Origin of the sequence: Fulvimarina endophytica, assembly GCF_003403015.1 — a bacterium.
Lineage (GTDB): Bacteria > Pseudomonadota > Alphaproteobacteria > Rhizobiales > Rhizobiaceae > Fulvimarina > Fulvimarina endophytica.
Window position 1 is genome coordinate 20,378 of the sequence record NZ_QURL01000010.1, and the last position, 26,293, is coordinate 46,670.

General features: G+C 67.2%; 24 protein-coding genes. 15 read left to right on the forward strand and 9 right to left on the reverse strand.

What is annotated here, in order from left to right; all coding sequences use genetic code 11:
• Window positions 1–123: 123 nt before the first annotated feature.
• The 5 genes from DYI37_RS18195 (at window position 124) to DYI37_RS18215 (ending at window position 6,758) form a co-directional block, all read left to right on the forward strand.
• Window positions 124–1,338, forward strand: coding sequence for an MFS transporter (locus DYI37_RS18195; protein WP_158555216.1), 1,215 nt, complete (start codon window positions 124–126; stop codon window positions 1,336–1,338).
• A 222-nt stretch (window positions 1,339–1,560) separates the two neighbouring features.
• The gene (speB, locus tag DYI37_RS18200) at window positions 1,561–2,523 is read left to right on the forward strand and encodes an agmatinase (RefSeq protein WP_116684709.1); all 963 of its coding nucleotides are present in this window, start codon (window positions 1,561–1,563) and stop codon (window positions 2,521–2,523) included.
• 428 nt (window positions 2,524–2,951) lie between these two features.
• Window positions 2,952–4,184 (forward strand): plasmid partitioning protein RepA, encoded by a 1,233-nt coding sequence (repA, locus tag DYI37_RS18205; RefSeq protein WP_116684710.1) that lies wholly within the window; start codon window positions 2,952–2,954, stop codon window positions 4,182–4,184.
• Between the two features lie 169 nt (window positions 4,185–4,353).
• Window positions 4,354–5,613 (forward strand): plasmid partitioning protein RepB, encoded by a 1,260-nt coding sequence (gene repB / locus DYI37_RS18210; RefSeq protein WP_116684711.1) that lies wholly within the window; start codon window positions 4,354–4,356, stop codon window positions 5,611–5,613.
• Between the two features lie 146 nt (window positions 5,614–5,759).
• A complete protein-coding gene (locus tag DYI37_RS18215; RefSeq protein ID WP_245413996.1) occupies window positions 5,760–6,758 on the forward strand; it encodes a helix-turn-helix domain-containing protein in 999 nt (332 codons plus the stop codon).
• 130 nt (window positions 6,759–6,888) lie between these two features.
• Here the strand turns inward: DYI37_RS18215 and DYI37_RS18220 are convergent, their stop codons facing one another.
• The 8 genes from DYI37_RS18220 to DYI37_RS18260 all read right to left on the reverse strand — a co-directional run bounded on the left by DYI37_RS18220 (window position 6,889) and on the right by DYI37_RS18260 (window position 14,834).
• Window positions 6,889–7,236 carry a DUF1294 domain-containing protein gene (locus DYI37_RS18220; protein ID WP_116684712.1) on the reverse strand — a complete coding sequence of 116 codons (348 nt, stop codon included), beginning with the start codon at window positions 7,234–7,236 and terminating at the stop codon, window positions 6,889–6,891.
• 94 nt (window positions 7,237–7,330) lie between these two features.
• A complete protein-coding gene (locus DYI37_RS18225; protein ID WP_158555217.1) occupies window positions 7,331–7,981 on the reverse strand; it encodes a pyridoxamine 5'-phosphate oxidase family protein in 651 nt (216 codons plus the stop codon).
• Window positions 7,982–8,358: 377 nt separating this feature from the next.
• Window positions 8,359–9,201, reverse strand: a complete 843-nt coding sequence (locus DYI37_RS18235) for a fumarylacetoacetate hydrolase family protein (protein WP_116684714.1) — start codon at window positions 9,199–9,201, stop codon at window positions 8,359–8,361.
• An 89-nt stretch (window positions 9,202–9,290) separates the two neighbouring features.
• Window positions 9,291–10,034, reverse strand: a complete 744-nt coding sequence (locus tag DYI37_RS18240; protein ID WP_116684715.1) for an SDR family oxidoreductase — start codon at window positions 10,032–10,034, stop codon at window positions 9,291–9,293.
• Window positions 10,025–11,584, reverse strand: a complete 1,560-nt coding sequence (locus tag DYI37_RS18245) for a sugar ABC transporter ATP-binding protein (RefSeq protein ID WP_116684716.1) — start codon at window positions 11,582–11,584, stop codon at window positions 10,025–10,027. The genes DYI37_RS18240 and DYI37_RS18245 overlap by 10 nt, the downstream gene beginning before the upstream one ends.
• A gap of 1 nt (window position 11,585) precedes the next feature.
• The gene (locus tag DYI37_RS18250; protein WP_116684717.1) at window positions 11,586–12,554 is read right to left on the reverse strand and encodes an ABC transporter permease; all 969 of its coding nucleotides are present in this window, start codon (window positions 12,552–12,554) and stop codon (window positions 11,586–11,588) included.
• 11 nt (window positions 12,555–12,565) lie between these two features.
• Window positions 12,566–13,600 (reverse strand): ABC transporter permease, encoded by a 1,035-nt coding sequence (locus tag DYI37_RS18255; RefSeq protein ID WP_116684718.1) that lies wholly within the window; start codon window positions 13,598–13,600, stop codon window positions 12,566–12,568.
• 199 nt (window positions 13,601–13,799) lie between these two features.
• The gene (locus DYI37_RS18260; protein ID WP_245413997.1) at window positions 13,800–14,834 is read right to left on the reverse strand and encodes a sugar ABC transporter substrate-binding protein; all 1,035 of its coding nucleotides are present in this window, start codon (window positions 14,832–14,834) and stop codon (window positions 13,800–13,802) included.
• 126 nt (window positions 14,835–14,960) lie between these two features.
• Here DYI37_RS18260 and DYI37_RS18265 point away from each other — a divergent pair, with 126 nt between their 5' ends.
• From DYI37_RS18265 to DYI37_RS18300, 8 genes are all read left to right on the forward strand, one after another.
• Window positions 14,961–15,731 (forward strand): GntR family transcriptional regulator, encoded by a 771-nt coding sequence (locus tag DYI37_RS18265; RefSeq protein WP_116684719.1) that lies wholly within the window; start codon window positions 14,961–14,963, stop codon window positions 15,729–15,731.
• A gap of 24 nt (window positions 15,732–15,755) precedes the next feature.
• Window positions 15,756–16,496, forward strand: a complete 741-nt coding sequence (locus DYI37_RS18270) for an SDR family NAD(P)-dependent oxidoreductase (RefSeq protein WP_116684720.1) — start codon at window positions 15,756–15,758, stop codon at window positions 16,494–16,496.
• Window positions 16,493–17,968 carry a mannitol dehydrogenase family protein gene (locus DYI37_RS18275; protein WP_116684721.1) on the forward strand — a complete coding sequence of 492 codons (1,476 nt, stop codon included), beginning with the start codon at window positions 16,493–16,495 and terminating at the stop codon, window positions 17,966–17,968. The genes DYI37_RS18270 and DYI37_RS18275 overlap by 4 nt, the downstream gene beginning before the upstream one ends.
• A gap of 2 nt (window positions 17,969–17,970) precedes the next feature.
• Window positions 17,971–19,161 (forward strand): mannonate dehydratase, encoded by a 1,191-nt coding sequence (gene uxuA, locus DYI37_RS18280; RefSeq protein WP_116684722.1) that lies wholly within the window; start codon window positions 17,971–17,973, stop codon window positions 19,159–19,161.
• The gene (locus tag DYI37_RS18285) at window positions 19,161–20,162 is read left to right on the forward strand and encodes an aldo/keto reductase (RefSeq protein WP_116684723.1); all 1,002 of its coding nucleotides are present in this window, start codon (window positions 19,161–19,163) and stop codon (window positions 20,160–20,162) included. Before uxuA ends, DYI37_RS18285 begins: the two co-directional genes overlap by 1 nt.
• A 43-nt stretch (window positions 20,163–20,205) precedes the next feature.
• A complete protein-coding gene (locus tag DYI37_RS18290) occupies window positions 20,206–21,048 on the forward strand; it encodes an amidohydrolase family protein (RefSeq protein WP_116684724.1) in 843 nt (280 codons plus the stop codon).
• Between the two features lie 156 nt (window positions 21,049–21,204).
• A complete protein-coding gene (locus tag DYI37_RS18295; RefSeq protein ID WP_199520207.1) occupies window positions 21,205–21,510 on the forward strand; it encodes a hypothetical protein in 306 nt (101 codons plus the stop codon).
• A gap of 136 nt (window positions 21,511–21,646) precedes the next feature.
• Window positions 21,647–22,243 carry a toxin gene (locus DYI37_RS18300; RefSeq protein ID WP_199520208.1) on the forward strand — a complete coding sequence of 199 codons (597 nt, stop codon included), beginning with the start codon at window positions 21,647–21,649 and terminating at the stop codon, window positions 22,241–22,243.
• Window positions 22,244–22,393: 150 nt separating this feature from the next.
• Here the strand turns inward: DYI37_RS18300 and DYI37_RS18305 are convergent, their stop codons facing one another.
• The gene (locus DYI37_RS18305; RefSeq protein WP_116684725.1) at window positions 22,394–23,614 is read right to left on the reverse strand and encodes a GGDEF domain-containing protein; all 1,221 of its coding nucleotides are present in this window, start codon (window positions 23,612–23,614) and stop codon (window positions 22,394–22,396) included.
• A 557-nt stretch (window positions 23,615–24,171) separates the two neighbouring features.
• Between DYI37_RS18305 and DYI37_RS18310 the strand changes: the two genes are divergently transcribed.
• Both DYI37_RS18310 and DYI37_RS18315 read left to right on the forward strand, forming a co-directional pair.
• Entirely contained in the window at window positions 24,172–24,849 is a 678-nt protein-coding gene (locus DYI37_RS18310; protein WP_116684726.1) for a response regulator transcription factor, read from the forward strand.
• Window positions 24,836–26,266, forward strand: coding sequence for a sensor histidine kinase (locus DYI37_RS18315; RefSeq protein WP_116684727.1), 1,431 nt, complete (start codon window positions 24,836–24,838; stop codon window positions 26,264–26,266). The genes DYI37_RS18310 and DYI37_RS18315 overlap by 14 nt, the downstream gene beginning before the upstream one ends.
• Window positions 26,267–26,293: the final 27 nt, after the last annotated feature.

Consider the following 26,293-nt stretch of genomic DNA (forward strand, 5'->3'; position numbering starts at 1 on the left):
GGGACCGAAGTGACGGGGTCCGTCATCGCTTCGCCCATCCTCGAAGATGCGCCGGCCCGCCCCGTCACCACGCATCCAGCAAGGCCTCCAGCGAGGCAGTCCTTGTCGCGCGAAAGGCATGATGTGACAGCGTCCCGAAAGAAGAGCGCCGGCGTCAGCCGGCGTCTTGCCGCCATCCTGGCGGTGACGACACTCGTACAGATCCTTGCGACGGCCGCCTGCCTGTCGCTGACCGCGATCGCACCGCTCGTTGCCCGCGATCTCGGGGTGGACGGCCATCTCGTCGGCTATCAGGTCAGCCTCGTCTATCTCTCCGGCATCGTCGCCTCGGCCTATGCCGGGCGCAGCGTGCGCCATTTCGGGGCGGCAAGGGTCGAGGCGATCTGTCTCATCACCTTCGCGGGCGGGCTCTTCGCCTTCGCGACCGGATCGATCGCGGCCATCGCCTTCGGCGCCGCCATCATCGGGATCGGCTACGGGCTGCAGAACCCTGCAGCCTCGGCGCTGTTGCGCAGCGCGACGCCGGAGCGGGCGCGCAATCTCGTCTTCTCCGTCAAGCAGTCGGGCGTCCCGCTCGGGGCGCTGATCGCGAGCCTCTCCTTCCCTGCCCTTTCCGAAGCGATCGGCTGGCGGCCAGCGCTCATCGTCGCGGCCGTCCTGATCCTTGCAGCGGGAACCGCGCTCTTCGTCAGCGAGCCGAGAGCCGCGGGTCCGGGCACGGAGGGGCCGGCGCGGGGCTACGGCTTCGTGGACGGCCAGAGGCTGCTCCTTCGCAGTCCGCAGCTTCGCAGCCTCGCCTTCCTGTCGCTCGCCTACTCGGTCGTGCAGCTCTCCTTCAGCACCTTCGTCGTCACCGCGCTCGTCGAGGACGGCACCTGGTCCCTTGTCGCGGCGGGCGCTGCGGCCGGGATTATGCATGGGGCCGGCGCGGTGGGCCGCATCGGCTGGGGCGTCGTCGCGGACCGCTACGGCGACGGCCTGCGTGTCCTCGGCCTCATCGGCCTCATGGGATCGGTCCTCGCGCTCGCCTTCGCCTTCGCCCTCGAAAGCGGCGCCGGCGCGCTCACCATGTCCGTGTTGTTGGCGGGTGTCGGGGTTTCGTGGATCGGCTGGAACGGCGTCATGCTGGCCGAAGTCGCCCGGTATTCGCCGCCGGATGCCGTCGGCGAGATGACCGGTGCCGTCCTCATGCACACCTATGCCGGCGTTCTCATCGGCCCGTCCGGCCTTGCCCTCATCGCAGGGCTCACCGACCGGTTCAGCATCGCCTTTGCCGCATGCGCCCTGTTCGGCATTCTCGGCGCCATCCTCGCGCGTCTGGCGCGCCGGGCGGGGTGACGGCGTCCGCCACTCCAAAAAAAGCCGGTCGCCCCTCCCCTCGAGAAGCATCCATGCGGCGGCCCGTCCCCGGCACTTGGACGGCCAGCCGCAGAGCGAGGCTTTCCAAAGCAGCGTTCGGTTCGATCATCGTGTAGGATCGGCGCCGTTCGTGCCCCCCTCTCCTGCCCTTTCCTTCCCTCGTCCGCCCTTCCCGATCTTCACCAGAACTGGTCCTCATCCATGTCGGATCGCAATCGCTTCCAGCCTCTCGATGCCGGTGCCGTGCCGCGCTTTGCCGGGGCCTCCACCTTCATGCGCCTGTCGCTCGCCCGGGCCGAGGAGGTGGATCTCGCACTCGTCGGCGTGCCCTTCGACGGCGGCACGACCAATCGCACGGGCGCGCGCCACGGGCCGCGCGAGGTGCGCAACCAGTCGAGCCTGTGCCGGCGCGTCCACCATGCGAGCCTTGCTTCGCCCTTCGACCTGATGCGGGTCGCAGATTGCGGCGATGCGCCGGTCAATCCCGTCGACAAGGAGGAGAGCCTTGACGGCATCGCGACGTTCTTCGGCGAGATCGCCGAGGCCGGCGCCGTGCCGCTGACGGTGGGGGGCGATCATCTCGTCACGCTTCCGATCCTGCGCGGCCTTCACAAGGGACGCCCCCGGGCGCTCGTTCATTTCGACGCCCATACCGATACCTATGACGAGATCTTCGGCACCCGCTACAATCACGGCACGCCGTTCCGCCGGGCCGTCGAGGAGGGTCTTCTCGATCCGAAGCGCATGATCCAGATCGGCCTGCGCGGCGCGATCTCCCATGCCGCCAATTACGACTGGGCCCGGGAGGCCGGCATCCGGCTCGTCTTCATCGAGGAGCTGCGCGAGCGCGGGATCGACGACGTGATGGCTGAGGCGCGGGCGCTGGTCGGCACGGACGAGACCTATGTCTCCTTCGACATCGACGTGATCGACCCCGCCTTCGCGCCGGGCACCGGCACGCCGGAGATCGGCGGGGTGACGAGCTTCGAGGCCCAGCGCCTGGTGCGCCATCTCGCAGGTCTCCACATCGTGGGCGCCGATATCGTGGAGGTTTCGCCGCCGCTCGACGGGACCGGCGTGACCGCGCTGACGGCGGCGACCCTGATGTTCGAGCTTCTCTGCGTAATGGCCGAGGGCATGGCCGCGCGGAACGGGACGAGCTGAGCGCGGCTCGGCGCTCCTTTATTGACATCTGTCAACGGGCGGGCGGCGATCGCCCATGCCGCCACCCCTGCCCGGCCTCGTTTTGACCTAACGAATTGTGAGGCGCGGACCCGTGGATTGACAGCTGTCAACGAGAGGGCGAACGCCTAAGACGGTCTCCCCAAGCAGGCCGGATCGTTCCGCCCGGACGGTGCGAATACCGGCCCCTCGCCTGTTCAACGGGGTGCGAGGGCCCGGTCGGGCCCTGTTGACTCGACTCACGGGCTCGGCCATCGTCGCTAACGGAAGACAAGCGTCGATCCACCTTCGTAGCGTAACAGAAGGGTTCGCGGCGTACCTATGGCGGGAGATCGTGACCGAGACTTCGGCTCGCGCTATCCTGCCGGCGGATGCCCGATCAGTGACTCGACGAAAGCGGCGAACACGGCATGACCAAACAGGCGGCAAGACGGGCCGACGAACAGATCGCGCGCGACGCGGAACTCCTGTCCGGGCAACTCTCGGCCATGCGCGAGCGGCTGTTTCCGCCGACCGCGCAGAAGGCCCTGCGCGCCTTCACTTCCGGCGAAGCCGCAAAGCTCATCGGCGTCTCCGACGGCTATCTGCGCCAGCTCTCCATTTCCGGCGAGGGACCGCAGCCCGAGACCCATGCCAATGGCCGAAGGTCCTATACGCTCGACGTCATCAACGATCTGCGCCGCCATCTGGCCGGCCAGCACGAGCCAGGCAGCGCCAAGGCGCGGCAATATCTGAAATGGCGCGACGGGCAGGCGGGCGAACATCTCCAGGTCGTCGCCGTCACCAATTTCAAGGGCGGCTCGGGCAAGACCACCACCTCGGCCCATCTCGCCCAGTATCTGGCGCTGCAGGGCTATCGCACCCTCGCCGTCGACCTCGATCCCCAGGCCTCCTTCTCCGCGCTTCTCGGCTATCAGCCCGAACTCGACCTGAAAGACAACGAGACGCTCTATGCCGCGATCCGCTATGACGAGCGAAAGAGGCCGCTCCGCGAAGTGGTGCGCAAGACCTATTTCGACGGGCTCGATCTGGTGCCCGGCAATCTGGAGCTTCAGGAATTCGAGCATACGACGCCCCGCCAGCTCGCCGAACGGGGCGGGACGGCCAGCGGCGATGAGGCGGCGGAGCTCCCCTTCTTCGCCCGGGTCGGCGCGGCGATCGAGGAGGTGGGCGAGGATTACGACGTCGTCGTCATCGACTGCCCGCCCCAGCTCGGCTTCCTCACCCTCGGCGCGCTCTGTGCCGCCACCTCCGTTCTCGTCACCGTGCATCCGCAGATGCTCGACGTCGCCTCCATGAGCCAGTTCCTGTTCATGACCTCCGATCTTCTCGCCGTCGTGCGCGAGGCGGGGGCCGAACTGAACTTCGATTTCCTGCGCTATCTCGTGACCCGCTACGAGCCCCATGACGGGCCGCAGGCGCAGATCGCCGGTTTCCTGCGGGCCCAGTTCGGCGCCCGCGTCCTCACCAACGCCATGGTGAAATCCACCGCCATTTCCGATGCGGGCCTCACCAAGCAGACCCTTTACGAGGTCGGCCGCGAGAACTTCTCGCGCGGCACCTATGATCGGGCAATCGAGGCGTTGACAGCTGTCAATCTGGAGGTCGAGACCCTTCTCCGCCAAGCCTGGGGGCGGATATGAACGCGCACGATTTCCATCCGGAACCCGGTGGTGCGGGGCCCGAGCGGTGTTCGTGCCCGCGACTTATCCCCCATCGCCCGAACGCCGCTAGGCTGCCCATTCACGAGTGCGGAGCCGCGAATCGTCGCTTCGCCCGTTCAGGCGGCGAGACCGGGGAGAGGGGAGAGTCATGGTAAAGCGCAAGGACGCGCTGCGGGCGCTTCTTTCCGGCAGCGGCAGGCTGGACGAGGGCGAGGGCCCGGGCAAGGCGGAAGAGACCGGCGCGGCCGCTCCCTCCGGTTCGTCGGCATCGACCGGTGAGACGAGCGGCACCCGGAGACCGTCGGATGTCGGCGCGACGGGAGAGACCGGCGCCACCGGCGAGATGGACGCGATCGGGGAGGGGGCCGGCGAGCCGGCCTCCAGCCCTGCGCCCGCCCGCAAGCCCGTTGCCGATCACATGCGTTCCGGCGCGATCAACGCCATGCGCGAATCCTGGGGCGAGCTTCGCCGGGAGGCCGAGGCCGCGAGGACCATGCGCGAGGAGATCGCCGGCGGCGGCCATGTCGTCCTCGTCGATCCGGCGCTGATCCTGCCTTCGCCGATCACCGACCGCTTGTCGCGCGAGGGCGAGGCCAACGAGGATTTCGAAAGCCTCAAGGCCTCGATCGCGGAAGGCGGGCAGGCGGTGCCGGTGCTGCTGCGCCCCCATTCCGATGCCGAAAAGGCCGGTGCGGGCTTCTACGAGACCGCCTATGGACACCGCCGGGTGCGCGCGGCGCGCGAGCTCGGCCTCAAGGTCCGCGCCATCATCCGCGCGCTCACCGACGAGGAGCTGATCCTCGCCCAGGGCCGGGAAAATGCCGAGCGGCGCGATCTGAGCTTCATCGAGCGCGCGCTCTTTGCCCAGACGCTCGAGGGGCGCGGCTTTGCCCGCGAGACGATCCGCACGGCGCTCGCCATCGACAACACCCAGCTCACCCGCCTCCTCCAGGTGGCGACACGGGTGCCCGAGCCGGTGTTGCGCCGCATCGGGGCAGCGCCGAAGGCCGGGCGTCCGCGCTGGGGCGAACTCGGCGAGATGGTTTCGGTGCGCGGCGGCGCGGAGATCGCCCACGAATTCACCTTGCGCGAGAGCTTCGGCGCGATCGGCGATTCCGATGCCCGCTTCCGCGCGCTGTTCAGGCGCATGCAGGACTGGACCGAGCGGCGCGGCAAGGCAAAGCCGGCGTCCCGGCGCACCATTACCGAGGGCACGGGCGAGGCGATCGCGAGCGTCGGGGAGGCTCGCGGCGGTCGGCCCCAACTCACCCTCGTTGGCCCCGAGGCGAGCGCCTTCGGCGCCTATCTCGCACAGCGCCTTCCGGCGCTTCTCGACGAATTCCGCGCGTCTTCCGACACGGAACGCGCGCAGGAGACGGTGAAACCAGACGGGGAGGGCGCAGACTAGGCAAAAGAAAAGGCCCCGAAGCGGGAGCCGCCTGGGACCTGATCTGAAGACTTTGAACACCTTCCGATTTAGGACCTTCCGAATCACACGTCAATAGATTCCGCGGTTTGCCGCCACGGGTTCCGTTTGCCTCGCGCAAGGAAGCCATGACGGATCGATATCACCGCACGGACCCCGTGCGCCCGGCGTTCGGCCTGCCTTCGGGCGCCGGGCGAATGCTGCTCCATGGCCGGAGCCCAGCCTTCGCGCGTCCATGGCGCGGGGAGGCGAGCGATCCCGCGCCTCATCAGGGAAAGCCCCGAGACGAGGGGCAGGGCGAGGGGAGAGAGCAGGCGAGGGCGGCCGAGTGGGTGAGGGCCGGCGGGGCGGGGGTGATCGAAGCCCCCCGTCCTGACGGGCTCTTGCGCTCAGCTGGCGATCTCGGTCTTTCGCAGGAGCCTGCCGCTCTCGCGCCCCATCCCGACTTCGCGGCCCGGGCCGCCATCTGGCGCGACCAGCGCGCGGGGCTCATCTCCTTCGCCGAGGCCCAGCGCCGCTCGGCCCTTGTCGGAAAGGCGAAGAGCGAGCCGGGTTCGACCGGCGGGAGAGAGACGTTCAAGGACCGTGCCCGCCCGCCCGCGCCTCGCCCACGCCATCTGCGCCCAGCGCCCAGGGAGAGCCGGCAATATGCCCAGCCCATGGCCACGACCTCGGCCCGCGACGACCGGCTGACCCCCAATGCCAAGGCCTTTCTCCAGGTGCTGCGCGCGCGCTGCGGCAAGGGCCGCGAGACGCAGATCACCAAGGGAACCATGGCGAACGTCATGGGCCGCTCCCAGCGCACCATCAGGCGCTATCTCGCCGACCTCGTGCGCTTCGGCTATGTGCGGCTTTCGATCTCGCGCAATCATCGCGGTCTTCACCTCGGCCTTCTCGTCACGCTTACCGAGAAGGTGATGCCGTTCTACGAGGAGGCGAGGGGGCTTGCCCGCTGGCTCGCCGAGACGCCGGCGGCCCTGTTCGAGCCGTTCGGAAACGTGCTGAATCCCGCAAAACCCGGGGTGACAGTTCTGTCACCCAGAAACCAGATCATAAAAGATCATTCTCTTGAGGTCTCGAAGGGCTTGGGACGGGGAGGAAGAACGGGCTTCAGGCCGCCCGACTGACCGGCGATCGAGGCTTCATCAGGTCCGAAGAACCACGACCGGCAGGCATTTGCGTGGTGACGCCCGCTTTCGACGTCTGATTTTCGGGCGATCATTCGGCAGGTGGCCTCCGCTTGTCCGAAGGATTCGGTCATAGGGCACCGTTCGCGCTCGGTGACGTCAGGTAGAGCCACAAGGCTTCAGGCGAACCGGCGGCGAAGACCGCCACGGCAAACGCGATCGCGCAGACGATCTGGAGGAGGAGGATCGCGACGAGCTTCGAGCGAAAGGGTTCCTTGCGCGTCTTGTGGCGGATCGTCTGCTGGGCGAGCACGGTGCCGAGGCTGCCTCCGAGAAGGGCGAGGTTGAGGAGCGTCGCCTCCGGAATGCGCCGCTCTCCGCCCCGCGCCTTCGCCTTGTCCAGCGCCATGGCGCCATAGGAGAAACAGTTGATCGCGAGACCATAGGCGAGAATGCCGATCATCATCTGGCTCGTCATTCGGCAGGGCTCCTCGAGGATCGACGGCGGGACGCCCGGGCGAGGGGGGGAAGGCCGATGGTTCAGCGGTTCGAGAGTGCAAAAGCTCAGGAGCTCAGGAAGTCGGGTCCGCTTCGCCGCGATAGTCTTCGAGCGGGATCGGTCCCCCGAGCCTCTCGACGCGCTCGGCATCGCCTTGTGGGAGCGCACCGTCGAAGAGGTCCAGCCGCTTCCAGGCGGGGAAGGGCTGGCTTCCGTCGGCGCCCGGAAGATGGGGCGAGAGCCTGGAGCCCGCGCTCTGGTGGATGTAGCGACCGCAGTTCACGAAGATCTCCGTCGCGACGATCCTGACGACGCAGTCGGCGCCCGGATAGAGGCCGACCAGCGCCTCGTCTTCGGCAAGCATCGCCCGCCCATGGACGCGCAGGCGATGGGGCCGTTCGAAATCGATGAAGAGCAGGCCCACCTTCGGATTGGCCGCGATATTGCCGAGGCTCATGAACATGCCGTTCCCGTCATAGTTCGGAACCGCCAGTTCGCCCGGACCCGTGATGCGCACGAAGCCGGGAGCGCCGCCCTTGTAGGAGACGGTCGGCTGTCCGCTGTCGTCGACGCTGCTGATGAAGACCATCGCCGCGCTCTCGATGAACAGGCGCTCGGCTTCCTCGAAGACCGCGTGGGCATTGCCCTCCAGCCGGTCGGCCAGCCGCCGCGTGCCGTGCGCATCCTGAAGCTGCCTGTGCGTTTCACCGAAGAAGACGCTCATCCCTGATCCTCCCTGCCCGATCGGCCCCCCATGCGAGGCGTGACATACCATGCCGGTCCGCCAATTCGAAACGGCGCCATTGGAAGCGGCAGGACCGATGGCGCGGAGACCATCGGCGACCGGGATCGGCAAATCCTCGTGATTTCCGCCCGAAAGCGCCTTATGGTTCGGTGCCGGTGCGGCTCACCTCGCTCTGACCGGGACGGACATCCGCGCCGCCATCGCCCGCGTGGAAGCCGCAGGATAAGGCCGCGGGTGATCCGCTGCCGATCGCGGGCGGTCCACGGGAAGGGACCTTGGTCGCCTATGTTTCAGGCCCCGACCACATCACGATCGAACTGATGCAGCCGCCGGCCCGGTAACGGGGCCGGCGATCCCTAGCCCCGCACGACCCTCTGCGTCTGCTCGCCGAGCCCTTCGATGCCGAGACGAACGGTCTCGCCGCCCTTCAGATAGACAGGGGGTCTCTGGCCGAGGCCGACGCCGGGCGGCGTGCCGGTGGAGATGACGTCGCCGGGCTGGAGCGACAGGAACTGCGAGCAGTAATGGATGAGATGGGCGACGGCGAAGATCATCGTCTTCGTCGAGCCGTCCTGATAGCGATGGCCGTCGACCTCGAGCCACATGGCGAGATCCCCCACCTCGCCGGCTTCGTCGGCGGTCACCAGCCAGGGGCCGATCGGGCCGAAGGTGTCGCAGCCCTTGCCCTTGTCCCAGGACCCGCCTCGCTCGATCTGCCAGGCGCGCTCCGAGACGTCGTTGATCACGCAGTAGCCGGCGACATGGGAAAGCGCATCCTCTTCCTCGATATAGCGGCCGCCCTTGCCGATCACGACGCCGAGTTCGACCTCCCAATCGGTCTTCTCGCAGCCGCGCGGGATCTCGATATCGTCGTTCGGACCGCTGATCGCCGAGGTCCACTTGTTGAAGACGATCGGCTCGGAGGGGATCTCGGCGCCGGTCTCGGCGGCATGGTCGGCATAGTTGAGACCGATGCAGATGAACTTGCCGATCCGGCCGACACAGGCACCGAGGCGGGGATCGCCTTCGACGAGCGGAAGGCTCGACACGTCGATGGCGGAGAGCTTCGCCAGCCCTTCGGGTGTCAGCACGTCGCCGGCGATGTCGTCCACGTGCCCGGACAGATCGCGGATGCGGCCCTCTTCGTCGAGGATGGCCGGCTTTTCCTGGCCCTTCGGGCCGATACGAAGGAGTTTCATGGTCTTTCCTGTTTCGCGGATGGGGTGGCCGCCGCGATCGGGGCCTTTTTTCCTCTGTGGGAGCGGGCGCGGCGCCGTCTGGCGGCCGGTCAGATGGTGACGCCGCCGTCGACCAGCATCGCCTGTCCGGTGACGAACCGGCTTTCGTCCGAAAGCAGATAGATGACGATGGGAACGATGTCCTCGACACGGGCAAGCCGGCCCATGGGCTGGCGGGCGACGAAATCCCGTCGCGCCTGGTCGGGATCGGCCGCCGATGCGATGCGGCCCTGAAGCGAGGGCGTGTCGACGGTTCCCGGACAGAGCGCGTTGCAGCGGATGCCCTTCGTCACGAAGTCGGCGGCGATCGCCTTGGTGAGCCCGATGACCGCCGCCTTCGTCGCGCCGTAGGCGGCCCGGTTCGGGAAGCCTTTGATGGAGGAGGCCATGGAGGCCATGTTCAGGATCGAGACGGAGCCGGTCGTCTCGGCCTGCCGCAGGAGGCCCGGCATGAGCGCGCGGGTGAGCCGGAGCATTCCCGTCACGTTGACCGCAAGGCTCGTCTCCCAGGCCTCGTCCGAAAGATCGAGGATCGTGCCGTGATGGACGATGCCCGCGCAGTTGAAGAGACCGTCGAGCGGGCCGAGGCGGGCGGCGAGAGCCTCGATCGCGGGACCGTCGGTGACGTCGAGACCCTCCGTCTCGACGCGCTCGCCGGCAAGGTCGCCGAGGAGGCTTTCGTCGCGATCGGTCGCGATGACGCGCGCGCCTTCGGCCGCGGCGGCAATGACGCTCGCCCGGCCCATGCCCTGGCCCGCGGCGGTGACGAGGATCGTCTTGTCCCTCAGGCGCATCGGGCCGTCTCCCCTATGCCCGAGGACGTGCCGGAAGGCGTTCGGTCCTGAATGCGCGTCATGATCTTCTCGCTCATGGTGGTGTAGTCGCCGTCGTTCTCGATCGAGCCCTTGGTGCGGAATGCGTCCATCACCACGATCCGGTCTGCCAGCGCGACGATTTCGGGCATGTCGCTGCTGATGAGGAGGATCGCCGTCCCGCCGTCGGCGAGCTCGCGCAGGAGATCGTGGAGATAGGCCTTCGTCTTGATGTCGATGCCGACCGTCGGCTCGTCGACGATCAGAAGCCGAACTCCGGCGGCCAGCCACTTGGCGACGGAGATCTTCTGCTGGTTTCCGCCCGAGAGATTGGCGGTGGTCTGGTCGAGGCTCGGGGTCTTCACCTCGAGCCTTGTCAGATAGGGAAGCACCGCCGCGCGGACCGTCGCATCGGACAGGAAGCCGAAGCGGCCCGCCAGCTTGCGCCAGATCGGAACCCCGGCATTGGCGAGCACCGAATGCTGGAGGATCAGGCCCTCGCCCTTGCGGTCCTCGCTGACATAGCCGAGCCGGTATCGATGGATCGCCTCCGAGACGTCCGCGACCCTGACCGCTTCGCCGTCGATCCGAACGGTTCCTTGGGTGACCGGTTCCTGGCCGAGGATCACGCGCGCAAGCTCCGTGCGTCCCGCGCCGACGAGCCCGTAGAGCCCGACGATCTCGCCCGCGCGAACGCTGAGGCCGACGCCCGAGTGACCGAGACCGGAGGCGACGTCGTCGAGCCCGAGAACTTGCGGCGCCGCGCGGGTGTCGCGCTTTCGCCAGCCGGACCCGCTTTCGGCCCGGCCGATCATGAGGCGGACATAGTCCTTGCGGGTGAGGCCTTCCGCCGACTGGCTCTCGCAGGCATTCTGCCCGTCGCGCAGCACGGTGACCCGGTCGCACAGGGCCTCGACCTCCTCCAGCTTGTGACTGACGAAGACGAGGCTCGTCCCGTTGTCGCGCAGCCGCCGGAGGATCTCGAAGAGCGTATCGGTCTCGCCGCTCGTCAGCGAGGCCGTCGGTTCGTCGAGGAGAAGAACACGGCTCTTCTGGGACAGCGCCTTGGCGATCTCGACCAGCTGCATCCGGGCCGTCGACAGTTCGGTGACCGACATCGCGGGATCGATGTCGAGATCGAGCATCCGCAGCCATTCGGCCGCGCTCTCGTTCAGCCGCCTGTAGTCGATCGGTTTGAAGCGGTTCGCGCCGAAGCTCTCGAAGTGGATGTTCTCGGCGACGGAGAAGCGCGGGATGAGATTGCGCTCCTGATGGACGACGCCGATACCGGCGGCGATCGCATCGCGCGGATTGCCGAAGTCGACGCTTCGTCCATCGAGACGCAACTCGCCGGATGTCGGCCGGTGGACGCCGGTCACGACCTTGATGAGGGTCGACTTGCCGGCGCCGTTCTCGCCGAGAAGCGCGTGGATGGAGCCCGGCATGAGCGAGAGACCGACGCCGCCGAGGGCCTTCACGCCCGGAAACGTCTTGACGATGTCGCGGGCTTCGAAAATGGCTTCGCCGTTCATGTCACGCCCTCCCGAAACGGCCGATGAAACGGCTCTCGCGCAGACGGTTGAAGCTGACGGCCGCAAGGATCAGGCCGCCGAGGATGACCTGGGTGAGATAGGGGTCGATCGAGAACAGCACGAGCGCCTGGGTGATGATGGCGACGATGACGACGCCGAGCAGGGTGGCCGCGACGCTGACCGAGCCGCCCGAGAGGACCGCGCCGCCGATGACGGGCGCCGCGAAGGACAGGATCAGCCAGTCGTCGCCGATCGAGGGCTGGCCGACGCCGAGCCGGGCGACGAGGAGGATGCCTGCGAGGGCTGCGAGAAGGCCGGAGATCGCATGGGCCGTCACCACCGTGCGCGCGATCGAGACGCCCGAAAGCTCGGCCGCGTGTTCGTTGCCGCCGACAGCCAGGATGAAGCGTCCGACCGGCTGGCGGCGCAGCATGAACCAGAGCCAGACGGCGACGAGGGCCGTGGGCGCGACCAGCCACGGGACCGGCCCGGCGATGACCGCCGACCCGAAGGCCTTCACCGCCTGGGGGACGCCGTAGAAGGCCTGGGCCTCGGTGATTCCCAGATTGACGCCCTTGTAGATCGACAGGGTGGCGAGGGTGATGACGAAGGCGGACATTCCGCTGATGCGCACGAGAAGCCCGTTGAGGGCGCCGCAGGCAAGCCCGATGATGAGGCCGAAGAGCGCGGCAAGCGGGGCCGGAAGGCCCCAGACCTCCATGGCGCCGGCAAAGGCGATGGCGGCGAGCCCGCCGATCGCGCCGACCGAGAGGTTCATCTGGCCGATCGCGATGATGATCATCTGCGAGAAGGCGATCAGCGCGTTCACCGCCAGCGCCAGGAGCAGGACCTGGATATTGGCGAGGGACAGGAAGGTGGGGCTGACGGACTGGATGATCGCGATCGCCACGATACAGGCGAGAAGCGGGCCGAACCAGTCGGTGCGCACGAAGCGGGTGAGGCTTGGCATCGGGTTCCTCCTCAAGCCAGGTTGCGGCGGCGCAGATAGGATCGCCGGCCCTTGTCGATCATCACGGCGAGGAGAAGCAGGATGCCGAGGAAGCTCTGCACCCAGAAGGCGCCGACCTGCATGAGAAGCAGGCCGCTGGTCAGCATCGTCACGAGGAACGCGCCGAGACAGGTGCCGAGAACGGAGACCTTGCCGCCCTGGAGCAGCGTTCCGCCGAGAACGGGGCCCAGAAAGGCCGGGAGGAGCCAGTCCTGCCCGAGCTGGCCGGCCATGGAGGGGATGGCGGCGCCGTTCCTGGCCGTCAGGAGAAGGGCGGCGAGCGCTGCGAGGAGGCCCGAGAGCATGTGACAGGCGATCACCGTGCGCTCGACCCGCACACCGGACATCTCGGCCGCCTCGGGCCGCGCGCCGGCGGCGAGCATCTCGCGTCCCTGAACCGTGTAGCGATAGAGGACCGAGAGGACGAGGGCCGTCCCGACCGCGATGAGGAACATCGGCGAGACGAAGGTGAAGACCCGCGCGCGCCCGAGATCGGAGAAGACCGCGGGCAGGGCCCGATAGGATTCGCCCTGGGAAAGGAAGATCATCGCGCCGAAGAAGATCGACATGGTGGCGAGCGTGATGATGAAGCTGTGAAGCCCGGTCTTGACCACCATCCAGCCGTTCGTCACCCCGAGACCTGCGCCCAGCGCCAGCCCGCCGAGGACCGCGAGGGGCCAGGCGAGGCCGGCGCCCTCGATCAGCCAGCCGCAGGCCATGGCCGCGGCGACGCCCATCGCGCCGATGGCGAGGTTGAGCCCGCCCGTGGCGAGCACCGTCATCATCGACAGGCCGATGAGAATGTTGACGGCCGCGTTTCGCCCGAGCGCGAACAGGTTGAAGGGCGACAGGAAGCCGTTCGCCAGCCCATGGAAGAGGGCGGCGAAGACGATGATGAGGACGAGGAGGCCGAACTCGTTGGAAAGCAGGAACAGGCGCAGGCTCGAACGCGACGAGAGGCGCGAGGCCGGCCTTGTGTCCATGGCGGACGAGGCGCTGTCGGTCATCGATTGTCATCCATGTTGGGAACTGGCCGGCGAGGGGGGCGCCTTTGTCCGTTGCGCGCCCCGATCGTTGCGCCGTGATCGACCGGGCCGTGGTCGATCAGGCCGTGACGTGGCGTCCCGTCCGGGCGCCGTCGTCGCCGGAAAGCGAAGCGAAGGTCGGAGCGAGGGTCGGGGCGCTGGGTCCCCGACCCGCGTCCGGTTACTGGCAGTCGAGATAGGTCGCCTCGAAGCCGTCCATGATCGCCTTCGTCTCGCCGCGCATCGTCTCGATGTAGCTGTCGGCATTGGACGCATCGACATAGGCGGTGCCCGAGTCGACGAACCGGTCGGTCAGCGCGTTCGACTTGAACGGGGCGTCCGCCTTGATCGTGCAGCCCGAGCGGAGCCGGTCAAGGACATAGGCGCCGATATAGGCCTGGCCGTAGGGGTTCTGGATCATCGTGCCGTCGACGATGCCGTCCTTGATCGCCTTGAGGACCGCTTCGTCGTGATCGATGCCGACCATGTCGATGCGATCGCCGCCCATCTGGCGAAGCGCCTCGGCGGCCGCCACCGCCGGCACCCAGGCCGTCGTCACGATGCCGTCGATATCGCCGGAATGGGCTGCAAGATAGGCGTTGATCTTCTCCTCGGCCGCTTCCGGCGCGTCGATGTCGGCGATGGTCTGGACGACCTCGACGCCCTCCTCCTCGGCCGCGCGGTTGACGGCGTCGATGCGCAGCTGGGTGTTCGGATCGGAGAGGAAGCCGGTGAAGTGGGCGATCCGCTTGGGACCGTCCCCCTTCGCCTTCATGGCCTCGATCAGCTTGCGCGTTCCCTCATAGGCCGAGGCGCCGGTATCGGTGCCGAGGCAGAGGGCGGCCGGGGAGGGGTCCTTGAAGCAGCCGCCGCCCGCCATGACCGGTGCGCCGAAGCCCGAGAGCTCCTCGGCGGTCGAGACGCTGCCCACGGGATCGCCGGGGAAGATCAGGAAGGCGTTGTAGCCCTGGCTGAGTAGGCTCTCCAGAAGCTGGTTCTGCTGGGACAGCTCCCATTTCTGCGGCACCCGGTAGTCCGCGCCGGCGAGGCCGAAATCGCGGGCGGCGTCTTCGCCGGCCTGTGCCCAGGCGCCGAAATAGGGATGCGGCCCGCCCGGCACGAGGGCGATCCTGCTGTCGTCGGCCGCGATCGACGGGGTGCCGAAGGACAGGCCGGCGATCAGGGCGGCTGCGAAATACGATGAGGTCTTCTGCATGATCTTCTCCCTCGCGGTGCGTCGATCCCCGTTCGGATCGAAGGCACCGGCTCCTCCCAAAGTCGGTTGCGTTCCTCCCCAATATACTAGTATACAAGTATCCACAAGAGCAGATTGGCCCCGATCATGAGTTCCAGATCCGTGCAGACCGTCCCGCCCGACCCGAAGCGATCCCAATCGTCCAAGGGCCCGAAGACCGCCTTTGATCCGAACGGCATCGAGGGGATCGAGCTCGTCGTCGACCGGTCCTCGCCGGCGGCGGACCAGGTCTACGAGGCGCTTCGTGCGGCCATCATCGAGGTTCGTCTCGCACCCGGCGCTGCGATCACGGAGAACTCGATCTGCCGGCAGTTCGCCATCTCGCGAACGCCCGTGCGGGCCGCGATCCAGCGGCTGCAGCGCGAGGGCCTCGTCGACGTCTATCCCCAGCTCGGCAGCTACGTGTCGAAGATCGACGTCGAGGACCTGCGCGATTTCCACTTCGTGCGCCGGTCCCTGGAGGTCGCCCTCGTCCGCGAGGCGGCGAAGGTCTGGACCCCGGCGATGAGCGCTTCCCTGCGCGCGGCCGTCGACGAGCAGAAGCGCGTGATCGCGAAGGACGATCCCGACGGCTTCTTTGCCGCCGACGAGGAGTTCCACCGGCTCTTCGCGGTCCTCAGCGGGCATGAAGGCGTCTGGAAGAGCGTTCTGGCCGCCAAGACGCAGCTGACCCGGTTCTACCGGTACTGGGCCAAGCCCCAGCGCCTGCCGGACGTGATCGAGGAGCATCTGGCGGTCGTCGACGCGCTCGATCGCGGCGATGGCGAAGGCGCGGTGAGGGCGATGACCCGGCACCTCGACATGATCTTCCTCATCTTCGACGAGATGGCGGCGAGCGAGAACGAAACGGCCGTCTGAACGGCAGAGGGAGGAACGGTTCCGATGGAATTGAAGGGCAGGACGGCACTGGTGACGGGGGCCGGTGGCAGCATCGGTTCGGCGATCGCCTGCGCGCTGGCGAGCGAGGGCGCGACGATCATCGCACTCGACCGGGACGAGGATGTTCTCAGCGCGATCGCGGGGCGGCTGGACGGCATCTGCCACCCGGTCGGCGTCGATCTGCGCGATCAGGAAAAGCTCGAGGCGGTCGCGCAGGATCTCGTCTCGGAGCACGGGCGGATCGACATCCTCGTCAACAATGCCGGGATCCTCTCGGGCGACAAGCTCGCCGCCGTCACCCTGCCGGACTGGCACGAACTCATGCGGATCAATGTGGACGCGGCCATGATCCTGACCCGCGCCCTCGTGCCGGGGATGCGCGAGAACGGCTGGGGGCGCCTCGTCAACATGACCTCCTTCGCCTGGAAGTCCGGCGGACTGACGGCCGGAACCGCCTATGCCGTATCCAAGGCCGCGCTTGTCGGCCTCACCTATTCGGCTGCCCGCGAACTCGCGCCCTACGGCGTGACGGCGAACGCGGTCGCTCCCGCCTATGTTCTGACGCCGATGATCACCGAGCAGCTCTCCGAGGAGGATCGCAACCGGCAGCTTTCCGCGATCCCGGTCGGGCGCTTCTGCGACCCGGACGAGGTGGCCCATGCCGTGCGATACCTCGCCTCTCCCTTGTCGGGTTTCGTGACGGGCATGGTCATCGACATGAACGGGGGTCTTCAGTTCGGATGACGCACCGTCTCGATCTCTCGGCCCTCGACCACCTGCCCCCATCGGTCGAAAGGCCCGGCTACGCACGCGCCGACGTCACACCCGGCATCGTGCATCTCGGCGCCGGCGCCTTCCACCGCGCCCACCAGGCGGTGTTCGTGGACGATTGCCTTGCGCGGGGAGAAACGGACTGGGGGATCATCGCAGCATCCCTTCGCAGCGCAGACACGCGCGATGCGCTCGCCGGTCAGGACTGGCTCTATACCTATGCCGAGCGGGACGGGGCGAGCGAGCGGCTGCGCATCATCGGCTCTCTCGTCGATTTTCTCGTGGCGCCGGAAGACCCCGACGCCCTGATCCACGCGCTCGCCGATCCGCGCATCCGCATCGTCACGCTCACGGTGACCGAAAAGGGCTATCACGCCGATCCGGGCACGGGGGCGCTGATCGAGGACCATCCGGACATCCTCCACGACCTCGCCGACCCCGCCCGTCCGCGCACGATCTACGGTTTCCTGCTCGCCGCGCTCATCAGGCGCCGGGCGGCGGGGGCGCTTCCCCCGACGCTCGTCTCCTGCGACAATCTCGCCTCCAACGGCCGCCTTCTGAACGCCTGTCTCGCGCGCTTTTCCGAACTCGCCCTCCGTCCCGATCTCGCGGCCCATATCCGGGAAGACGTCGCCTGCCCCTGCGTGATGGTGGACCGGATCGTGCCGGCGACCAGCGAGGCCGATCGCCAGGCGATCGCCGGGCGGATCGGCTTCGAGGATCGTGCGCCCGTTGTGGCCGAGCCGTCCTTCCGGTGGGTGATCGAGGACAGCTTTTCCGGCGGGCGGCCCTCGCTCGAAGCGTCCGGCGCCGAATTCGTCGAGGACGTCGCGCCCTACGAACATATGAAGCTGCGCGTCCTCAACGGGGCGCACACCGCGATCGCCGCGATCGGGCAGGCGGCGGGACTGGAGACGGTCGCCGATGTCGTGGCCCTGCCGCCGGTTCGCGCCTTTCTCGATGCCTATTGGGCCGAGATCCTGCCGACGCTCGATCCGAAGACCGATCCCGAACCCTATGCGGCCGAACTGCGGACGCGCTTTGCCAATACGGCGCTTTGCCACAGATGCGAGCAGATCGCGACGGATGCCTCCCAGAAGGTTCCCCAGCGCCTTCTCGCGCCGCTCGCCGAACTGAGGGATGCGGGACGCCCGAGCGAGGCCGTCGTCATGGCCGTCGCCCTCTGGATCCGCTCCTGCGGCCGGACAGGCGAGGATGGCGCCGAGATCCGCCTTCGCGATCCTGTCTTCGAAGGCCCGAATGCACCGGACCGCGATGCGAGCGATGCGAGCGAGGTCGTCGGCGCGTTTCTCGCGCTTGGCCGGATCGTTCCGCAAGCGCTGCGGAAGGATCGCGATTTCGCCGACGCGCTGCACACGGCCTATGCGGACCTTCGCCGCGATGGCGTCGTCACGACACTCAAGAATCGGTTCGGAGAACGATAGGAATGCTCGAAACCTGGCGTTGGTACGGGGACAACGATCCGATCACACTCGCCCATGTGCGCCAGACCGGCGCGAGCGGTGTCGTGACGGCGCTCCATGAGATCCCGGACGGGCAAGCCTGGCCGCTGGAGGCGATCGAGGATCGCAAGCGGGCGATCGAGGCGGCGGGCCTGACTTGGAGCGTCTGCGAATCGATCCCCATGGAACAATGCGTCAAGCGCGGCGATGCCGGCTCGCCGGCGGCGATCGGCCGGTGGAAAGACACGCTCTACCGTCTCGGCAGGGCCGGCATTGCGACGGTCTGCTACAATTTCATGCCGGTGGTCGACTGGACCCGGACCGATCTTCGCTACGAGACGCGGAGCACCGGCCTCGCGCTGCGCTTCGACATGGTCGACTTCATCGCCTACGACGTCTTCGTCCTTCGCCGTGCCGATGCCGAGGGCGACTATGCGGAGGATCTCGTCGCGAAGGCGAGGGCCCGGGCCGAGGCGATGAGCGAGGAGGACGCTCTGCGGCTGGAGCGAAACATCATCGCGGGGCTTCCGGGCGGCGCCCTCGTCCAGACCCGCCGGTCGATCGGCGATCTGATCGCCTCCTTCTCCGGCATCGATGCCGGGACCATGCGCGGCAATCTCATAGCCTTCCTGAAGGAGGTGGTGCCCGTCGCCGAGGAGGCCGGCGTACGGCTCGCGATCCATCCGGACGACCCGGCGATTTCCCTGTTCGGCCTGCCCCGGATCGTCTCGACGCCCGACGACGTGCGCGCCATTCTGGCGGCGGCGGACGGCGAGGCGAACGGCATCACGCTCTGCACCGGGTCCTACGGCACGCGGCCGGACAACGACCTTGCCGCGATGGCGCGGGAGTTCGCGCCCCGCGTCAACTTCGCCCATCTGCGCAATGTCACCCTCGAGCCGGACGGCTCCTTCATCGAGGACGATCATCTGGACGGGGGAACCGACATGATCGCCGTGATCGAGACGCTCCTTCACGAGGAGGCGCGCAGGCATGGCGAGGGCCGGGCGCGGGCCATCCCCTTCCGGCCCGATCACGGACATCTTCTCGGCGAGGACATCGGGCGTGTCACCAATCCCGGCTATTCCTACAATGGACGCCTCAGGGGACTGGGCGAGCTGCGCGGCGTGATCCGCACGCTGGAACGCTCGATGAACCGGGAGATGAGCGCGTGATGAAGACGAGACCGCTCGCCCGCACGGGCCTTGAACTCACCGAACTGTCCTTCGGCGCAGCCGGCATCGGAAATCTCTATCGCAGGGTGTCGCGCGAGGATGCCATGGCGGTGTTGAACGCGGCCTGGGATGGCGGCATCCGCTATTTCGACACCGCGCCCTATTACGGACAGGGGCTTTCGGAGCGCCGTCTCGGGGATTTCCTGCGCGGCAAGCCACGCGGCGAGTTCATCCTGTCCACGAAGGTCGGCCGCCTTCTCAGGCCGGTTCCCGAGGCGGAGACGCCCGACAACGGGTTCGTCGACGCCCTGCCCTTCGCCGTCGACTACGATTACAGCTATGACGGCATCATGCGCTCGGTGGAGTTCAGTCTCGCCCGGCTCGGCCTCAACCGGATCGATATCCTCTACGTCCACGACCTCGAACCCGGGACCCTCGGGCCGGAGGCCTATCGCCGCCATCTGGACGTCTTCGCGAACGACGGCGCACGGGCGCTCGCGGAACTGAAGGCGAAGGGCGCGATCGGCGCCTTCGGCATCGGCGTCAACGAGGTTTCGGCCTGTCTCGACGTGATGGAGCATGTCGATCTCGACTGCATTCTTCTTGCCGGACGCTACACCCTTCTCGATCGGACCGCCGAAGACCGTCTGCTGGCGCTCTGCGAGGAACGGTCCACCGCTCTCGTCATCGGCGGCGTCTTCAATTCCGGCATTCTCGCGACCGGGCCCGTCCCCGGCGCGACCTTCGATTACGTGGAGGCCTCTCCGTCGATCCGCGAAAGGGTCGCGGAGATGGAGGCGGTCGCCATGGGCTCCGGCGTTCCGCTCGCCGCGGCCGCCATGCGCTTTCCGCTTCGCCACGACAGCGTCGCGAGCGTCCTGATCGGGACCGGCAAGGCCTCGTCGATGACGCGCAATCTCGACCAGTTCGCGATGAACGTTCCGGATGCGGTCTGGCCCGTGATGGACCGGATCGTTATCGGGGGCGGCGATGTCGGCTGATTGCGCTTCGCGGGATGGCTAGGCCGCGGCAGGGGAGACGGGGATGAAGCTCATCGATACCCATCAGCATCTCGTGATGCGCGATCGCCTCGGATATCGCTGGACCGAGGACGAGCCTCACCTTGCCGGCGACTTCACCCGCGCCGATTACGAGGCCCTGGTCGCCGGTCGCGACGTCATGGCCACGATCTTCATGGAGACCGGCGTCGACGATGCCGACTACAGGCGAGAGGCGCGCCTCGTCGCCCGGATGATCGGGGAGGGCGAGGTGCCCATCCGCGCCCAGGTGGCGAGCTGCCGTCCGGAGGAAGGTGAGGGGTTCGAAGCCTGGCTGGAGGAATGCGGCGGCCTCGGCGTCGCCGGCTTCCGGCGCATCCTCCACGTCATGCCCGACGATCTCAGCCGCACCGAGGCCTTCCGTGCCAATATCCGGCGCATGGGGGATGCCGGCTATCCCTTCGACATCTGCATGCTCGCGCGCCAGCTCCCCATCGCACACGAGCTCGTAAGCGCCTGCCCGCAGACGCAATTCGTGCTCGATCATTGCGGGGTTCCCGATATCGCTGGGAACGATTTCGACGCATGGCGCCGGGCGATGGCGAGGCTCGCCGACCATGCGAACCTCTCCGTCAAGCTGTCCGGCCTTCCCGCCTATTGCGGCGACGATGCCGGGATCGAGAACGCCGTGCGGCCTTACGTCGAGGAGACCCTCGCCCTCTTCGGGCCCGAACGGGTCGTCTGGGGCGGGGACTGGCCGGTGGTGAACAAGACCTCCGGCCTTGCCGAATGGATCGCGGTGACCCGCAATCTCCTGAACGGCCTGTCCGCGAGCGAAAAGGCAAGGATCGGCCACGACAACGCGGCAGCGATCTACAGGGTCGGATGACGGGATGCTGGGCTGTCGCGATTGGGATCGGCTGCTGCGGCCGTCGCCGTCCTGATGTCTCGATAGCACCACGACGGTGCTTCTCGCCGATCTGGCGAAGCGATCCACCTTCCGCTATGTATGAGGCAGGATTCGGCGTTTGGCATGGAGGGCAGTGTGGTAACGAGGGCTACGACGCAGAGCCGCTCTGGACGGCGCGGCCGCACGGTGAAGTTCGGCGATGTGACCGTCACCGCGCCGGCGCCATCGGCGACGGCGGTGAAGCATAATGTCGAGCGGAGCACCGAGGCCCTCGAGCGACTTGCCAGGCGTTTCGCCAGGCCGGGCGTTTCGATCCGCGCCCGCAAGGATGTCCCCTTGTTCTCGCTCGACAGCGAAGATCCCGACGTCATGGTCCGCACGATGAATGGTCGGACCGAACGCGGCCATATGGTAGACGGATCATTCCACGCGATCGACTGACCTCGGCGGTCGAGGCGATCCGGGAAATTCGACTTGCCCAGCAGGCTACCGAAAAGCCCCTGGCAATCGTACTGGCTGGTCATAACGGATCCGGCAAGTCGACGCTCTGGCACGTAGCCTCGCGGACGAGATGCAGATGCCCCTCGTCAATGCCGACCGAATGATGGTTTCGATCCTGCCCGAGGCGAACTCGGAGGGCATTCTCCCGTCATGGGCCGTGCACCTTCGCGACACCGACGAGAGCTGGATGCGGGTGGCGCAGAAGGGCGTTCAGGCCTTTGTCGGCCACGCCATGAACGCCAAGGTGCCGTTCGCGATGGAGACCGTCTTCTCCCATTGGGTCGAACGTGAGGACGGAACGTTCGAGTCCAAGATCGACCTGATCCGCGACATGCAGGAGGCAGGTTATTTCGTCCTTCTGATCTTCGTCGGCCTGGCGAGCGTCGAGCTTTCCGTAAGCCGCGTCGCGACGCGTGTGCTTCTGCATGGCCATGGTGTTGCGGAGCCCAAGCTGCGCGAACGCTTCGCGCGGACACAGAAGGCTGTCGCCGCCGCATTGAAGGTTGCAGACGCATCGCTGCTCACCGACAACAGTCGCGACCAGAGACAGGCGTTCACCGTGTGCCGTGTCGAGATTGCCGGCTCCAGGACGTTCGACATTCGGCTCGGCGAGGGGCCCGCACCCCCGAAAGTCATCACGCGCTGGTTGGACGTGGTTGCCGTGACGCCATGAGCCGCCGACAGGCCACGCCCACCTCTTGCCGCTGATACGCAGAGCCAACCGGCTCCAGCCGTGTCGTCAGCCACGCGAGGGAGCTGGTCGAGGCGCTCTGCGAATACGGTGGTCGTCGGCTCGCCTTGGACAAGGAGAACGGCGAGACGATCATCGCGGACTTGGAAGTGCCCCCATGGGGATGGCCGGAGCGGTGATCGGAGCGTCCGCAGCCTTTCGAAGCAGCCGCTCCGGACCGAAAGCCCTGCGCTCCTCGCGTTCGGGGACCGTCTTCTCCCCGCTCGAAGCGACCTGCACCCGGTTGCGGCCGGAAAGTTTCGCCTCGTACAGCGCCGCATCCGCCCGTTCGAGCGCGGCGCCGATGGTTGCCGCCTTGTCCGTCGTCGCGGCGCCGAGACTGACCGTCAGCGCGATCGCGTGACCGCACCATTCGATCGGTTCGTTCTGGATGGCGAACCGCAGGCGTTCGGCGACGGACGGGAGGTCGGACGGGTCGCGGCGGTTCAGAACCGCGACGAACTCCTCTCCGCCGAAGCGGGCGAGAACCGCGCATCCGGGCAGGACCGATCGCGCGCGGCCGACGAATTCGCGCAGGACATGATCGCCGGCAGCGTGCCCGTAGCGATCGTTCACCCGCTTGAAATGGTCGAGATCGGCGATGATCACCCCGGACCAGTCGCCCGAACGCTCGGTCGCGCGATCGAAGCCCTTGCGGTTCAGGGCACCCGTCAGGGGATCGCAATGGGCGATCTCCTCCAGCCGGGCATAGGCCCTTTCGGACTCCAGCGCGAGGATGGCGGTCGTCAGGACGATCGAGGTCACATGGTCGGTGATGGCGATGGCGACGAGGGTCAGCTCAACGAGATCGGCCCTCAGGGGCAAGGCCGGCAGACAGATCGAAACGACGATCGCGGCGAGCGCGAGACCTGCGACCCGTCGGATCATCGAGCCCCGGGATGTCGAGAGCACGTAGCACGCGAGCGCCGCCTCGTGCAGCGCGTAGGCGAGCGTGATGGCGAGGTTCACCGTCTCGGCGCCCTGCCCGAACGCCAGCAAGGTGACCTGCAGGACGGTCGGCAGAGCCGCCAGCACCACCATCACGGGGGTGACGGGCGTTCGGCCGTCGAACACGCGAAACCCGATCCAGAACAGGGTTCCCGCGAGCGTCCAGCCCAGGGGAGCCACCCAGTCGTCGTAGCGACCGAAGTCGTCGAATTCGACCGACATGACGGCGCAGAAGAGAAAGCTCGATCCGAACAGAAGGAAGGAGAGCTTCTCTCGGTGGGAAACCCAATGGCAGAGGAACACCAGACCGCATGTCAGGAAGACGACGGAGTCGGTAAACTGGAGAGTGTGGACGGAAAGACTCATCGCGGGTGCCGGTCTCCTTTTCTCCGGTCTACCTGCCGTGGCTGAACGGTTCCCTGCCTATCGGTGAAAACACTCGCAATGGTTAACGAACCGCTGCTCTCCCGCGCGTCTTCGCCCGGCAGGTCCGATCGCGGCAGGTCGCTGCCGATGCGCTGTTCCATCGCGCATGAACCCGCCCGGATGCGAGCATGCTCGACACCCGGAATTCGGTGATGTGTGAGGTGCGCCCGGTCATCGTTCAGCATGTGCGATCATGACCGTCTCCTGCCGGTCGTCCTGCTGCGGACCTCTGTCGTCGGTGGACATCGCGGTTATGTTCGCAGCTTATGGGGAAGTCGATCGCTGCGCTTGTATACAGATCGGTATAGTCAGGGACATTCGCCGGCATATTCCCTTGCTTATGAAGACGAGACCCTCGATCCGGAGGGTCTCGTTCGTGTCCGGCATCAGACGTCCGACCGGCGGCTTTCCCTTGCGTTCGCGGCTCGCGGGGAACCGGACCTCGCTGCGAGCCCGGCATGGACGTAAACGGCGGAAGACAGGGAAGGAGACGCGCGATGAAGGTGCTCGTCATCGAGGATGACCGCTCGACCGCCGACTACGTCACCGGCGGGCTGAAGGAGGAGGGGCACGACCCGGACCATGCGGCGTCCGGCCCGATGGGGCTCGAGCTTGCCTGCACGCGCGATTACGACGCGATGGTCATCGATCGCATGCTGCCCGGCATCGACGGGCTGTCCATCGTCAGGGCGCTGCGTTCGTCCGGGCGGGACACGCCGGTGATCTTCCTGACCTCCGTCTCAGGGCTCGACGATCGTGTCGAAGGGCTCGAAGCCGGCGCGGACGATTACCTCGTGAAACCCTTCGCCTTCTCCGAGCTGATGGCGCGGCTGAATGCGCTCGCGCGGCGCTCTCCGATGCGGAAGGAGGAAACCGTCCTCAAGGTCGGCGATCTGGAGATGAACCTGATCGCCCGGACGGTGAAGCGGGAGGGACAGGAGATCGATCTCCAGCCCCGCGAATTCCGACTTCTGGAATACATGATGCGCAATCGCGGCCGGGTCCTGACCCGGACCATGCTGCTCGAGCGCGTCTGGGACTTCCATTTCGACCCGAAGACGAACGTCGTCGAGACCCATGTCAGCCGGCTGCGCGGCAAGGTGGACCGGCCCTTCGCGACCGAGATGATCAAGACGATCCGCGGTTCGGGTTATGTCCTCAATGTTCCGTCCTGAGCCCTTCCGATCGACCTCCTTCCGGGTCGCGCTTCTCTACACCGTCTTCTTTCTGGGTTCGGTGCTGACCATTCTCGGGATCACCTATGTGGCGGCCTCCGCCGAGATGGCGGGCATTCTGAGGTCGGCGATCTCCGACGACATGCGCACCTTGCGTGATGCCTTCGACCGGGGCGGCGAGAGCGCTCTCCTGCACGATATGGACGAACTGGACGAGTCGACATCGGAGGATCGCTTCTACCTCCTGCGCCGATCCTCGGACGGAGGGGCGGTCGTCGGCAACCTGCCTGCGGATCTGTGGCGCGATGGCTGGACCGACGCGAGCCTGTCGGCGGAGGCGTTCGACGGGTCCGAGGATCTGAAGCGAGCGGCATCCCGGAACGCGGACGGCGGGGTCCTTCTCCTCGCTCTCGGCGATCGGATCGGCGGCTACGACATCATGATCGGTCGCAACTCCCACGTTCTCGACGAGACGCAGGAAATCATCCTCTCCGCCATGCTCTGGGGGGCGCTGGTAACGACCCTTCTCGCACTCGTCGGCGGCTTTCTCGTCTCCGTGGGGCCGACGCGGCGGGTCGACGAGATCGCCGAAACCACCCGGCGCATCGTCGAGGGCCGCCTCGACCTCAGGCTTCCGGTCACGAAGCGAGGCGACGAGCTCGATCGCCTCGCGATCGACATCAATTCCATGCTCTCGCGCATCGAGACGCTGCTTTCGAGCCTCAGGCAGGTCTCCGCCGATATCGCGCACGATCTGAGGACGCCTCTTGCAAGGTCGAGGCAGAAGCTCGAGGCCGTCAGGCGCCAGCCCCGCTCGCCCGGCGAATACGAAGCGGCGATCGACGGCGCCATCGACGAGAGCGACGCGGCGATCGAGACGTTCAACGCACTCCTGCGGATCGCCCAGATCGAGTCCGGAACCCGGAAGTCCCGCTTTCGCCGATTGGATGTCGCCGACGTCGTCCGGAAGGTCTGCGACATCTATGGGGAGGTCGCGGCCGACGAGGGGCGGGTGCTGGCCTGGGCGAACCTCCAGCCCGCCGAAATCGAGGGCGACGAGGAGCTTCTGACCCAGGCTCTCGCCAATCTCATCGAGAATGCCATTCGCCATGGCTCCGCGCCGGGCCGGATCGACGTTTCCGTTTCGAGGCACGGCGACGACATCGCGCTGGATGTCGCCGACGACGGGCCGGGGGTTCCGGAAGGCGAGCGGGAACGGATCTTCCAGCGCCTCTACCGCCTCGATCGGAGCCGGACGACGCCGGGCAGCGGGCTGGGGCTTTCCCTCGTCGCGGCGATCGCGGACCTTCACGGCGGCAGCGCCTCGGCGCTCGACAATGCGCCCGGGCTGCGGATCAGGCTCGTCCTGCCCGCCGCACGAAAGGCCTCCGAAACGGGCGATTACGAAAGGGTATAGCCGGGGAGAAGCGGTCGCAATGCAGGG